The following is a 13,725-nucleotide window of genomic DNA, read 5'->3' on the forward strand; positions in this document are numbered from 1 at the left end:
TGACAGACACTTCTGAAAAACTGGCAACTGTCAGATCAAGTTTGAACTACTACACTTCATCAGTCAAATTGATCGTTCTTTACTGTGAATGTAATAAGAACTTATCCAGCTGGCACGATCATTTTTTGCATATAATCGTCGATATTGGTAAAATAGTGACCATGAAGATATGTTTAATTTTTATCGCTATGTTTCTTATAGTGATGCCATATATAATAAATAAGGATACATCCCAACTAAGTTCTGTTGTAATGGATGTATCACGACATAGTAGTCCTTGCTCACAAAAATCTCCAAACAATACCTCGCAATGCAATCCTAATGTGACTTATGTAATGTTGGCTCTTTTGGATATACATTCAAACTTATCATTAAAATTAGGAATAATGATATTTTTTACTTATCTTGTTGCTTTATGTTCAGGCTTTAAAACGTCAATCTATAAGCCACCAAAATATCTCTCCAAGAGCAATTAACTTACTTTAAGATTTTAGCATTCCAATGATTCTTTATTTATTGTTATTGGTGTGCAAGCATTGGAGAATTTTATGAAAAATTTATTTAAAGCAATCCTTTTGATCGTAGTGATTTCCTATTGGCCTACTTCTCTTTGGGCAACATCAAATCATGAGGATGGAGGCGAAAAGAATTATTTTCAATTCGTCATTCCTAAATACCATACAACGCGCCAATCTGGGCAAACAGTTAACATCTATGTGAGGTATGCTTACAAAAGGGATTTGCCAACAAGTGAATATCCAGACTATCAGATATTGCGAACAAAAATATTGAAGTATATGGAACCTTCTGAGGAATTTCCTGCTGAAGTATTTTGGGAGATTCTTGCTACTAACATGGGGAAAGAATTAATGAAAGATTTCCCACTTGATGGTGTGAGCATCCAACTAACTGTTCTGGATAACCAAAACCCCAATAGTTATGAACCAGGAGATCATGGATCTATATTTACAATGGGTAAAATGGCTCCTTTAGATGTTCATTAATATGAAAAAGTAATTTTCTAATAATCCTTATGCAAATGAGCTGATAATAATTTCATCGCATAAGGATTATTATGCGAAAAGTGTTTACCTAAATTAGACGAACCTCAAATATCAACGCACACATTGCATAATCACTTCACCATGAATATGACGCCATTTAAACGCCATAAGCTTTGTGGAACGCATTTGGATAGTCCTTTATACGATGACAGTAGAGTAAATTATAAACTACTTTCCTTTTTTGTGACGGAGCCATGGTAAGTGCGCTTGAAAAACAGTTAAAAGAATAGTTTTGGAAAGAGGATTAATTCAGATTAACACTTTTGGTGGTTGTTCCGCACGACCTCTATAAAAAACCCGCTATGAAAGCGGGTTTTTAAAGAAGAATGGTAGGGCTTGGCTTACATCATGCCACCCATGCCTCCCATACCGCCCATTCCACCCATGCCGCCGCTCATATCACCAGCCTCATCTTTCTTAGGCAGATCAGCAACCATGCACTCAGTAGTTAACATTAGGCTCGCTACAGAAGCAGCATTTTGTAATGCCATACGCGTTACTTTAGTTGGATCTAAAATACCCATTTCAACCATATCACCGTACTCACCAGTAGCTGCGTTGAAACCATAGTTGTCTTTGTTTTCAGAAACTTTATTTACAACTACAGAAGCTTCGTAACCAGCGTTAGTAGCAATTTGACGTAATGGAGATTCGATGGCACGACGTAGAATACTGATACCCATAGCTTGGTCATCATTGTCGCCTTTTAATGAATCTAATGCTTTTTGTGCACGAATTAGAGCAACACCACCACCAGCGACAATGCCTTCCTCAACCGCAGCACGAGTAGCGTGTAATGCATCTTCAACACGAGCTTTCTTCTCTTTCATCTCAACTTCAGTAGCAGCACCTACTTTAATTACTGCAACACCGCCAGATAACTTAGCAACTCGCTCTTGCAACTTCTCACGATCGTAATCAGAAGTAGTTTCTTCGATTTGTGCACGGATTTGGGTAATGCGTGATTTGATTTCAGCAGGCTTGCCTTCACCATCAATAATTGTAGTGTTCTCTTTAGTCACTACAACGCGTTTTGCAGTGCCTAAGTCTTCTAAAGTAGCTGCTTCTAAGCTCTTACCAATTTCTTCAGAAATTACTTGGCCATGAGTTAGGATTGCGATGTCTTGTAACATTGCTTTACGACGATCGCCAAAGCCAGGAGCTTTAACTGCGCATACTTTAACAATACCACGCATGTTATTCACCACTAACGTTGCTAAGGCTTCACCTTCAACATCTTCAGCAATAATCAATAATGGACGACCAGATTTTGCAACGCCTTCCAATACGGCCAGCATATCACGAATACTAGAGATCTTTTTGTCAACCAAGAGGATGAATGGATGCTCTAATTCGCAAGTCATGTTTTGTTGATTGTTGATGAAGTATGGAGAAATATATCCACGATCAAATTGCATACCTTCAACCACAGATAATTCATTTTCCAGACCATTACCATCTTCAACAGTAATCACACCTTCTTTACCTACTTTTTCCATAGCACTGGCAATAATTGCACCAATTGCTTCGTCAGAATTAGCAGAAATAGTACCTACTTGTGCGATTGCTTTGTTGTCTTTGCATGGCTTAGACATTGCTTGTAACTGCTTAGTTACTGCTTGTACTGCTTTATCAATACCGCGTTTCAAATCCATTGGATTCATACCTGCAGCAACTGCTTTATTACCTTCAACAAGAATAGAGCGAGCTAATACAGTAGCCGTAGTAGTACCATCACCTGCAGTATCAGAAGTTTTAGAAGCAACTTCTTTAACCATTTGCGCGCCCATATTCATGAAGCGTTGTTCAAATTCAATTTCTTTCGCTACAGAAACACCGTCTTTCGTTACAGTAGGCGCACCGTAAGACTTTTCTAAGACAACGTTACGGCCACGTGGCCCCATAGTTACTTGTACTGCATCAGCTAATGCATTAACACCAGCTAACATTTGTAGACGCGCGTCGTCTCCAAAACGTAATTCTTTAGCCATTCTTTTATCTCCTATTGAAACAAGTCAATTACTTCTCAATTACACCCATGATGTCGTCTTCGCGCATCACTACTAATTCTTGACCATCAATCTTAACTTCGGTACCAGAGTATTTTCCGAACAGTACGATATCGCCAACTTTAACTGCTAAAGCACGAACATCACCATTTTCTAACAATTTGCCAATACCAATAGCAATGATTTCACCACGCATTGGTTTTTCAGTGGCACTGTCTGGAATCACAATACCACCTGCTGTGGTACGTTCTTCTTCCATACGACGAACTACTACACGATCGTATAAAGGACGAATTTTCATAACATATATCTCCTGAATTAATTAAACAGTATTTGATGCTGTTTGACATATGGGGACACAGATACTAGTTTCAAGGGTAATAAAAAAATTATTTTTTATTTTTACTTTGGAGATAAATAGGTATCCTTAAATAAATTATTATTGTTTTATGTAAGGACTCATTTTTAATATGTTTGATTTTACAGGAAGTTATACTGACCAATATCAATTAGCTATGGCTGAAGTGTATTTCTTAAAAGGACAAAAAGATCATCAAGCAATATTTGATTATTTTTTTAGAAAACTTCCTTTTGATTCAGGCTATGCCGTATTTGCAGGATTAGCAGATTTATTAGCACTACTTGAACATTTTCAATTTGATGCTCAGGATATTGAATTTTTACGCAGCCAAGGCCTGAATCCAGAATTTCTCACCTATTTAGAAAACTTTCGCTTCCAAGGAACCATCTATGCAGTATCTGAAGGCGATCTCATTTTTCCTGATAGCCCTATTTTATCGGTTGAAGCCAATATCATTGAAGCACAGCTTATTGAAACCATTCTTTTGAATTTATTAAATTTTCAATCACTTATTGCTACCAAAGCAAGCAAAATACGTCAAGTTGCTGGAGAATGTACCTTGGTTGATTTTGGCCTACGCCGTGCTCAAGGCCCTGGCGGGTATTATGCCAGTCGTGCAGCAATTATTGGGGGATTTAATGCCACAAGTAATGTTCGCGCGGGACGTGATTTTCATATTCCGATTGCAGGAACCATGGCTCATTCATTCATCCAAAGTTATGATGATGAACTATCTGCCTTTCGTGATTTTGCACAAGTTTGGCCCGATAATTGTACTTTGCTTGTTGATACTTACAATACTTTGGAAAGCGGCATTCCCAACGCCATTATTATTGGTAGAGAACTGGAGCAACAAGGTCATCGCTTACAAGCAATCCGTTTAGACAGCGGTGATTTGTATTATTTAGCGAGAAAAGCCCGGCAAATGCTGGATGATGCAAGCTTAGCTTATGTGAAAATCATTGCTTCTAATCAACTGGATGAACATTCAATTAAAATCTTGTGCGATCAAAAAGCGCCTATTGATATTTTTGGCGTTGGTACTAATTTAGTTGTTGGTGCTCCAGATGCTGCCTTAGATGGAATTTATAAGTTAGTACTATCTCAAGGAAAACCGCGTTTAAAACTTTCAGAAAATCGCAATAAAATTACCCTACCCTATCAAAAACAAAATTATCGACTTTTAACAGCAGAAGGTAATTTTTTCGGCGCTGATGTGATTGCGCTAAAAGATGAACCACCTCCAGAAATAATGTATGCTCCCTTTACCGCCACACAAACCACAGCCATTAAAAATTATAAGAAAGAACCTTTGCTCCATAAAGTGATGGAACAAGGAACTCGATTACACCCACCGCAAACACTACAAGAGATCACCAATTATCACAAAGAGCGTCTGCTAAAATTATCATTAGGGCACAAAAAATTTCATGACCCGGTTCGCTATGAAATTGGTATCAGTAGCACACTCAAAACGAACTGGGAACAGTTGATTAAAGAGCATCAATAGGTGATTCCAAATGAGAACATTAATTATTTTGGACGTACAAAACGACTTTATTTCTGGTTCCCTTGCAACACCACATGGTATGGAAATTATCCCTGTGATCAATCGCATACTGCCACAATTCGATTTGATTGTGGCCACTCAAGATTGGCACCCCCAAAACCATCAAAGTTTTGCCTCAAATCATCCAGGCTATCAGCCATTTGCTACCATCCAATTAGCTAGAGGAACACAAACCCTTTGGCCAGAACACTGTGTCCAGGGCAGCTGGGGCTCCGAATTACATGCGCAGTTAGATAATCGTCCAATACAAGCTATTTTTCGTAAGGGAATAAACCCCGAGGCTGATAGTTATAGTGGTTTTTATGATAATTACCATGAACATTCTACTGGATTAACCGGATATTTACATGATAAAGGAGCGAAAGAACTTTATTTTTGCGGGCTATGTGCTGATATCTGCGTTTATTTTTCCATAAAAGATGCTTATCATGAAGGATTTAGCTGTCATTTGCTTGAGGATGCTACCAAAGCACTTGATGAAAAGCAATTTTTAAATATTAAGCAAGAATTGCTACAAATGAACGTTAACATAAGCTCGAGTAAGCATCTTTAACGCCAAAAAAGATACCAATATTATGCTCTTTTTGTTAATCAGTGTTACTTTTTGACCGAATTCGAACTACAATAAACACAATCGCATTGATGGCATCAAGGTTTAAAATGAAAAAATGGTTGTTATTTCTTGTATGTTTTTTTATTACTTTCATTGGAAATACAACTCCTCTTCCTGCATATGAAATTTTTAAAGTTGGGGTGAATCAAGTCGACCCCAATACATTTACACTCAACTTTCAAATTAAACCCAATTATTTTCTATACAGCGATCGTATTCAGCTCAGCACTGTCGATAATGTCGTTCAATTAGGGCCCTTGCGTCTGCCTAAAACCACAAAAAAAATAGACAAGCAAGGTCATCAATATGATGTTTATCGCAAACAGGTTTCAATTCCTATTTCAGTTTTAGGAAATAAACCAGGAAAGACTCAATTGCTTTTAAGCTATCAGGGTTGTGCAGATGATGGTTTTTGTTACCCACCGGAGGAAAAAACCATCCGATTAATCATTAATAATGGTTTGGCACTAGCTCAAGTCAGTATTCAAGAAGACACAAATAAAACCAGACCTACTGCACAAAAACAAGTAGAAACCCATTTTTCTAAAATATTTTCCAACCAAAATTGGGCAATGATTTTACTAACATTTTATGGTTTTGGTTTGCTTTTATCATTCACACCTTGTATTTTGCCGATGGTTCCCGTACTGTCAGGAATTATCGTTGGCCATGGCAAAGAAATAACTACTCGCAAAGCATTCTTCCTCTCTTTAAGTTATGTACTGAGTATGTCGATTACTTATGCAATCGCTGGAGCAATCGTGGCGTTGATTGGTGCTAATTTACAAATTAGCATGCAATCTCCCTGGTCTATTGGCATTTTTAGCTTGATTTTTGCACTACTGGCCCTCTCCATGTTTGGATTTTATGAGTTTAAATTACCTAATGCCTGGCAGACCAAAATTGGCAACACCAGCAGTAATCAGCGTGGGGGACATTATATTGGTGCAGCAATCATGGGATGTCTCTCTACACTTATTTTGTCCCCATGTGTGACTGCTCCACTAATTGGGGTATTAACTTATATTGCTGAATCCAAAAATATCCTGCTGGGTTCTTTAACCTTATTTATTCTAGGTTTAGGAATGGGAACTCCATTATTGTTAATTGGTACTTCGGCCGGTAAATGGCTGCCAGAAACAGGACGTTGGATGAATACCATTAAAAATATTTTTGGAGTTTTATTTCTGGCAGTGGCAATTAGCCTTATTTCTCGTATTGCCCCTATACTTAGTATGGGCTTATGGGCTTGTTTGCTAATTTTCTCTGGAATTTTCAGTGGTGCTCTTACCTACTCAATTACGAACCGCGAAAAATTTAATCAAAGCGTAGGCCTGGTTTTGCTAGCTTATGGATTTTTAGTCCTGATTGGTACCAGTAAAGGAGCAACTAATCCCTTGCAACCATTAACGGCTACAGCACAAACTGCCACAGCACCAACCAAGACTTATCAAGAACAAACGCTTGCAAATATTAAACATGAGATTACTACAGCTCGTGGTAAACCGGTGATGCTCGATTTTTATGCCGACTGGTGCACCGCTTGTAAAGTCATGGATGCAACTACATTTAAAGATGCTCGAGTGCAAAATATATTGCGTCATTTTAAAGTCATAAAAGTAGATGTTACTGCAAATAATGCCAACGATAAGGCTATTCTTAATTTCTTTGATGTAATTGCACCACCAACCTTTGTATTTTTTGATGCCCAAGGCCAGGAAATGGATGAATTGAAATCCGTTGGTGAACGTTCAGCCGATGAGTTTTTAATGACTTTGAACCAAATAAAACCTGAAGCCTAGCACCCACTGCCATTAAGTTAAGCCTTTACTGCCTACGTCCCGCAACTTGTTCCTGAGAGTTCCACACAAATTTAAGATTTAACTTACTGTTTTTATATGAAATAAACCCGATGCTTACGTACTGTGCTTTATGCGCGGTATTGTAAGTAGCTGCTTGAGGTTACTAGAAATTCAAATATTCATCGATCTGGAACACCGATTCAGATAACTCCATTAGATGTTGACTAAAGCAACACGAGGCTTTTTGTTTTATCGTGAATTTTTAGTAAAAATTTGTAAGGTATAAACTCATTTGTTTGGTTGACTTTTGAGGAGGAAGAGACCTAAACTACTCATTAAGCGTGCCGCGCATGGTGCACCACCACCAAACGCGACACTAACCGCAATCCTAGACCAACTAGAATTGGGCTATGTACAGTTTATCATATTTATCGCGTGTTACAATTTAAGTAGTGCGTGATTATTTATGTTAAATGTGCAGGGCAATGTTCTGTTAGGCAGGAAATCTACAGGACAATGCAATCGCCCTGTAGATTTTCTCCCCTCCATAATGTTGTTCGTGCAGCGTGCACGGTGCGCTCCCTTTGAATTATTGACTCACTAAGGAATTCTTCGTGGAGAACTGCATGCCTAATCGGTTAATTTTTTTATTTGTTGATGATAATTTACATACTATTGAACGTATATTGCGCCTGTTTGCATACCTGGATTATGAGGTGTTGCATGTGGACAATCCACTAAAAATAGATGAATTAATCGCAACATTGGATGTTGATGTGGTGCTGGTTAATTTGGCCTCTTGCCAAGGGCACGTTTGGACTGCATCGTGCATTGAATGCATGAAGCAACAAATTCCCATTATTTGTTATAACCCTGATTTTCTGATTAAAGATTTTCAACGTGCCCAGGAAAATGAACACCAGCCACCAGATGATCGCTGGATGCTTGATTCGCAGTTGTTTCAGTTTTTGACAAGGATGTATCAGGGAACTGAACAGTATGTTCATTAGAGAATAATTACTGGATGAAAGACCGTTTTACCAGGAAATTATTCCAAAAATTGATGTTTTAATGGACTTGGTAAAAAAGAAGGTAACTGTTCACCTAATGGCTATGGCAATCGCACTTAATTTTGAAGAGTATTAAAAAATTAAACAGCTCGCTTGCCCGCTCTTCCAATTAGCCTTAAGTTTTACTTGACCAGAGAACAATCCTACATACTGCGCTTTATGCGCGGTATGTAGGCATCGGATTATTTTATATAAAAATATTAATTTAAATCGTAACTCCCCAGGTATTTAATTGAGCTCACCGGGCTTCCCCTCTCCACCGCGCGCAGCGTGGGGGAGAGGGATCAAGGGTGAGGGGATTAAATAGTATCGCGAAGCGACTTCATTTTATTCGGTAGCAAGTTCTGGAAAGCAATATGTGAATGCAGCAAGGATGGACTCAAGGATATTCCACTCCTGTTTTCTGGCGGTACTGATAAATCCACGAATTCGAGCAAAATACTCAGCACCCATTGAGGTTCTAAAGCCACCAGACACTTTTTGTTTGCATTTCACCATACGTAAATCACGCTCCGCATCATTATTAGTAAATGGGACTTGTGGGTTGTGTAAAAAGCGAAGCACCTCTTCACGGTGATGTTTTAATCGCAGCAAAAGGTTATGTCCGTGTCATTTTCTGCTACGGCCTTAAGCTCTCTCAAATGAAGTCGCTTCGCGACACTATTTAATCCCCCTCACCCTTGAGCCCTCTCCCCCACGCTGCGCGAGGTGGAGAAGGGAAGCCCGGTGAGCTCAATTAAATACCTGGGGAGTTACTTTAAATCTTAATTTCGTGTGGCTCTCTCAGGAACACGTCGCAAAACGTAGGCAATCAGCCGCATATACCTGTCGACAACAATCCCCAAGAGAGGTTATAATTCGTTCACTTTTTTTACAGTCAGGATTTTATGAATCATAAAGTAGGTTTTGTTAGCTTAGGTTGTCCTAAAGCTTTGGTAGATTCAGAACGGATTATTACGCAACTGCGTGCCCAAGGATATGAATTAGTATCCAGTTATCAAGATGCAGGTGTAGTGGTGATTAATACCTGCGGCTTTATTGATAGTGCAGTTAAAGAATCTTTGGATACAATTAAAGAAGCAATGGCAGAAAACGGTCGTGTGATCGTGACTGGTTGCTTAGGTGCTAAAGCAAACCTCATTAAGGAAACCTGTCCTGATGTATTACATATCAGTGGCGCTCATGCTTATGAAGAGGTAGTTAATGCAGTCCATGAGCACTTGCCTCCTCCCAAAGATCCATTCATGCAATTGGTTCCTCCTCAGGGCATCAAATTAACTCCACGTCATTATGCGTATTTAAAGATTTCTGAAGGATGTAATCAAAAATGCACCTTCTGCATTATTCCTACAATGCGTGGTAAATTGCAGAGTTATCCACTGGTTCAGGTCTTATCTGAAGCTAAAAAGCTAAAAGAAGCAGGCGTCAATGAAATCCTGGTCATCTCTCAAGATACCAGTGCTTATGGCGTTGATACCAAATATCAACCAGTAGATTGGCAAGGTAAAACAATAAACACTCGTTTTTATGATCTCTGTGCGCAATTAGGCGAATTAGGGGTTTGGGTACGCTTGCATTATGTATATCCTTATCCTCATGTAGATGAAATCATCCCTCTAATGCGTGATGGCTTGATTTTGCCTTATTTGGATATTCCTTTACAACATGCAAGTTCACGTGTATTAAAAGCAATGAAACGCCCAGCAAGCAGTGAAAATACCTTAATGCGTATTGCTTCTTGGCGTGAAATTTGCCCAGATATTACCTTACGCTCAACCTTTATTGTGGGCTTTCCTGGAGAAACAGAAGAGGAATTTTGTGAATTACTCGATTTTCTCGAAGAAGCTCAATTAGACCGCGTAGGCTGCTTTAAATATTCTCCTGTTGCAGGAGCAAAAGCTAATGAATTGGCTAATCCGGTACATGAAGAAGTCAAAGAAGAGCGTTATCATCGGTTCATGCAGCTGCAAGCAGAAATTAGCCGTAACAAGCTGGAAAGCAAGATCGGTAGTACCCAAACCGTTCTTATTGATGAGGTAGGTCCAAAGCAAATTATTGCCCGTAGTAAAAGCGATGCGCCAGAAATTGATGGCTTGGTCATTCTGCCGCCTAATCCACAGATTAAAGTAGGATCTTTTGCTGAAGTACGTATTACTGATAGCGATGATTACGATTTATTTGCTGAATTTACTGAGTAACTACCCTCTCCTAAAAGGAATTGTAGCCATCCAAACGACACTACAGTTCCTTCATTATCTTCTCTGTGAGCCTTTTATGGCCTGAATCCTTCCTTAAGAGCAAGCTCTTCAATGTCTTTCATTTCGCTTACATTGTTTATTTCATTCCCATGGAAAAGAATTTTAAGCTTTGTTTGTTCTTTTTTAAGAGTAAATAAAGAAATGGCTCCTTCTTTCCCTATGTGATTGCTTTGTATACTAAGCTCAGCTAGTTTAGGAAAATTATGTAACCATTCAGTTAAAATAACCGCACCTTTATTACTTAGTTTATTACCATCAAGATCTATCACAGAAATATCAGGTTGCAATGATTGGATTGTTTTCATTATTTCTTCAATTTCATGATCTTCTATATTCATATTTGCTAAATCAGCATGGCGTGCTTTTAAACGTTCCTTTTTTATCTTATTGAGTATTTCTGTTCTCATATTTTCTCCAAAGTAATGATTTAAGTTTTATACCAACAGGTCAGAAATTCATCCGGAGTTCTAACCGCTTTAGGGTAACCATCAGAACAATATTAATATTACTATCTATTTTTTTGCTTGCATCTAGCTCTTAGGTGCAATAACAGAAGTTATTTTCTCTGATTGTTTTTTTTCTTCATCCTTGAATGCCTCACTAAATTTTTCCTTGAAATTTTTGAATGTTGCTGCAGCTTTATTAACATCAATATTAGAATTCTCAGTTAAATAAACCTCTTCCTTTTTACCTAAATGACGATGAGATGCTAATGTTTTCATAACCTCTTTGAATGAGGCGGATTGCAAAAAATGGCATCGATCTTCAATCGATACTTTGTGCATAGCATTCTCGATTCTATCTGCTTTTCCATTCATTCCAACAGTAAAAAGTCCTGCATTTTTTCTCAAATCAGCAATCACTGTTTTGATCTCTTTAGTTGCTGCATCAGCTTCTAATCGGTTAACTGTTTGTTGCAACTGTTTTAAAAGCTGTTGTCTTTGTTTACTCTTTCTTGCTATATTAAATGTTTTTTCCTGTTCTTCAATAAACTGATCCATTAATTTATCCTGAGGACCAAATTTTAATTGTTGAAGAGAATGCTTAAGAAAATTAAATTTTTGCATATCTTGTCGCAGCTGTTTAATGCAACTGACCTCTTGTAATGTTTCACACGGTGTTTGAGACAACTCATATATATTAACTTCCTTATTACCAAAAAAACATTGTGGGCCTGTTCCTTTCACAACCTGAGTCACATTGTTTTTACATTGTAGTGGTGAGTTGATAGGGTCAACTTGCATCACTGTCCCCAAGCAATTCTTTACTTTCAGATCGACACAATTGGATAAAACCATATGCGAAATTGATTGGCTAATTATAGCAGGACTTGATTTCACCAGTTCTTCAACATGCAACCTCGCAACCCCATAAGAATGGTCTAAGCAAATATCTATTGCAGTTAGAAATGGTTCTCCTTCCGGAGTTTTGCAAGGTAAAACATTATTAAAAGTAAATGTATGAAAAATCCCATCAATCTTAATTTGCGGCATCACAGGGAGTGGTTTCATTGTCGCATCAAATACTTCCAAAGTTTTAAAGTTACCATTAATATCTTTTTCTTTATAACGTACATCTATTGCTGAAGTATAATTTTTGACGATAAAATGAAAAGATGGAGGCTTTCCACAAGTGATATGAGGTGTAACACTCATCACTTGGTTATTATCATTTTTTACCGCAAAAGAACTAAAAGCTAGCTGTATTCCAGCAGGTAGTATCCTAGCTTCTGTGGCTATTTTATTTTGCAACGCTTCAAATTCTTTTAATGTTAATGGTTCTTGAGTGTAGAAAAAAAATTCATTTGTACTCAATCTGGTAATGTAATTAGAATCAATCTCATTGGTATTTGATGATTTGTAATTTGCCAGATGAATTGCATTAGCTTCTCTCATTAAATGGTAAATGTTCGTAAACAAACGATTCATCATTTCGATGCGCTTATTTGATGTCATGCGCGCACACCTCTTTCTACCAGCAAGGGCTTCACCAACTGGAGATTTTCCATTTGTAATTGCAGCTACGACTGCAACATCTTTAATTTTGGGTTTTGGCATATAAACCCCTTTCTCTTAAGAATAAATTTTTTGGTCTAAAAGACAATATTTTGCTCATAATTCGTTATTTTTAAAGTATAGTCGGTTTAAAAATATTCTGTGAATGCACCAGTTAAAAAGCACGTATTGCAATTTGGAATTAAGGATGATACCTTGCCGAATTGTTTAGAGATCAAACTAAATGAGTACATATGACTGATTTTAAGACAGGCGAAGAGGTATGGATTATCAGCTTTGAGATTGAGAATGATTTCTACTTGGTATCTCGACAAATCATTACTGAACTGTTAGAAGATCATGTGGAATGCGAAGATGAATACAATACCTTTCATGTAGCCTATGATGATATTTACCGCAATAAATCAGAAGCATTAAGCGTTATGATCCACCGTTTGCAACAGCTTCGCAATACAGAAAATAATAGTTTTAGTTAAGAAGAAGGCATCGGATATCGGAGGCCCTCTTTTTATTTCGCGTTCACCGATAACTCCACATTCACATTACCTCGTATCGCATTAGAATAAGGGCAAACATGATGCGCTTTATGCACTAATTCTTCTGCTTCTTTTTGACTTAAACCAACAACGGTTGCATGCAATTTTACGCCTAATTTAAAACCTTTTTCAGGAGTTGGGAATAAAGAAACTTCGGAGTTCATATGAGCATCTTTTAATGGGATTTTTTCCATTTGTGCCACATAACGTATTGCACTTTCAAAACATGCGGCATAACCGGCAGCAAATAATTGTTCTGGATTATTCCCCTTGCCGGTACCGCCAAGCTCTTTGGGCATTGCCAAATCGAGTTTTAAAAAGCCATCAACAGTTTCTACATGTCCATTACGACCCCCATGAGTATGGGCTTTTGCAGTATAGAGAGCGTTCATTTTTTATTCCTTTAAATGTTAGTTGTTCCAAAATT

The 13,725-nt window shown here is 37.9% G+C and carries 12 protein-coding genes and 1 pseudogene; 7 read left to right on the plus strand and 6 right to left on the minus strand.

Translation table 11 applies throughout. The annotated features are described in order from the left end of the window. Positions 1-548 precede the first annotated feature (548 nt). Positions 549-1,004: a hypothetical protein gene (locus QM652_RS08385; RefSeq protein ID WP_415074736.1), complete on the plus strand. Its 456-nt coding sequence runs from the start codon at positions 549-551 to the stop codon at positions 1,002-1,004. A 401-nt stretch (positions 1,005-1,405) separates the two neighbouring features. On the opposite strand, the gene groL is transcribed toward QM652_RS08385, so the two are convergent. Then, on the minus strand, positions 1,406-3,055 hold the full coding sequence (gene groL, locus QM652_RS08390; protein WP_415074738.1) for a chaperonin GroEL: 1,650 nt from the start codon (positions 3,053-3,055) through the stop codon (positions 1,406-1,408). Between the two features lie 28 nt (positions 3,056-3,083). Beyond that, positions 3,084-3,374, minus strand: coding sequence for a co-chaperone GroES (gene groES, locus QM652_RS08395; protein WP_415074740.1), 291 nt, complete (start codon positions 3,372-3,374; stop codon positions 3,084-3,086). A 169-nt stretch (positions 3,375-3,543) separates the two neighbouring features. On the opposite strand from groES, the gene QM652_RS08400 reads away from it, so the two are divergent. From QM652_RS08400 to QM652_RS08415, 4 genes are all read left to right on the plus strand, one after another. Then, positions 3,544-4,944, plus strand: a complete 1,401-nt coding sequence (locus tag QM652_RS08400; RefSeq protein WP_415074742.1) for a nicotinate phosphoribosyltransferase — start codon at positions 3,544-3,546, stop codon at positions 4,942-4,944. A 10-nt stretch (positions 4,945-4,954) separates the two neighbouring features. Continuing rightward, positions 4,955-5,557 (plus strand): nicotinamidase, encoded by a 603-nt coding sequence (locus QM652_RS08405; protein ID WP_415074744.1) that lies wholly within the window; start codon positions 4,955-4,957, stop codon positions 5,555-5,557. A 107-nt stretch (positions 5,558-5,664) separates the two neighbouring features. Further along, positions 5,665-7,419: a protein-disulfide reductase DsbD gene (gene dsbD / locus QM652_RS08410; protein WP_415074746.1), complete on the plus strand. Its 1,755-nt coding sequence runs from the start codon at positions 5,665-5,667 to the stop codon at positions 7,417-7,419. 626 nt (positions 7,420-8,045) lie between these two features. Then, positions 8,046-8,429: a hypothetical protein gene (locus tag QM652_RS08415; RefSeq protein WP_415074748.1), complete on the plus strand. Its 384-nt coding sequence runs from the start codon at positions 8,046-8,048 to the stop codon at positions 8,427-8,429. Positions 8,430-8,816: 387 nt separating this feature from the next. Here QM652_RS08415 and QM652_RS08420 read toward each other — a convergent pair. Beyond that, positions 8,817-9,095, minus strand: a pseudogene (locus QM652_RS08420) (IS66 family transposase); the annotation flags it as partial. A gap of 281 nt (positions 9,096-9,376) precedes the next feature. Between QM652_RS08420 and rimO the strand changes: the two are divergent. Then, a complete protein-coding gene (gene rimO / locus QM652_RS08425; protein WP_415074750.1) occupies positions 9,377-10,687 on the plus strand; it encodes a 30S ribosomal protein S12 methylthiotransferase RimO in 1,311 nt (436 codons plus the stop codon). A 74-nt stretch (positions 10,688-10,761) separates the two neighbouring features. On the opposite strand, the gene QM652_RS08430 is transcribed toward rimO, so the two are convergent. Next, complete coding sequence (locus QM652_RS08430) at positions 10,762-11,154, minus strand: hypothetical protein (RefSeq protein WP_415074752.1); 393 nt, start codon at positions 11,152-11,154, stop codon at positions 10,762-10,764. Positions 11,155-11,277: 123 nt separating this feature from the next. Further along, the gene (locus tag QM652_RS08435; RefSeq protein WP_415074754.1) at positions 11,278-12,678 is read right to left on the minus strand and encodes a hypothetical protein; all 1,401 of its coding nucleotides are present in this window, start codon (positions 12,676-12,678) and stop codon (positions 11,278-11,280) included. Positions 12,679-12,995: 317 nt separating this feature from the next. Between QM652_RS08435 and QM652_RS08440 the strand changes: the two genes are divergently transcribed. Next, positions 12,996-13,238 (plus strand): hypothetical protein, encoded by a 243-nt coding sequence (locus QM652_RS08440; protein WP_415074756.1) that lies wholly within the window; start codon positions 12,996-12,998, stop codon positions 13,236-13,238. Between the two features lie 32 nt (positions 13,239-13,270). Here the strand turns inward: QM652_RS08440 and QM652_RS08445 are convergent, their stop codons facing one another. Further along, positions 13,271-13,690, minus strand: coding sequence for an organic hydroperoxide resistance protein (locus tag QM652_RS08445; protein ID WP_415074758.1), 420 nt, complete (start codon positions 13,688-13,690; stop codon positions 13,271-13,273). Positions 13,691-13,725 lie beyond the last annotated feature (35 nt).

Origin of the sequence: Legionella sp. (assembly GCF_047605385.1) — a bacterium.
Taxonomy (GTDB): domain Bacteria; phylum Pseudomonadota; class Gammaproteobacteria; order Legionellales; family Legionellaceae; genus Legionella.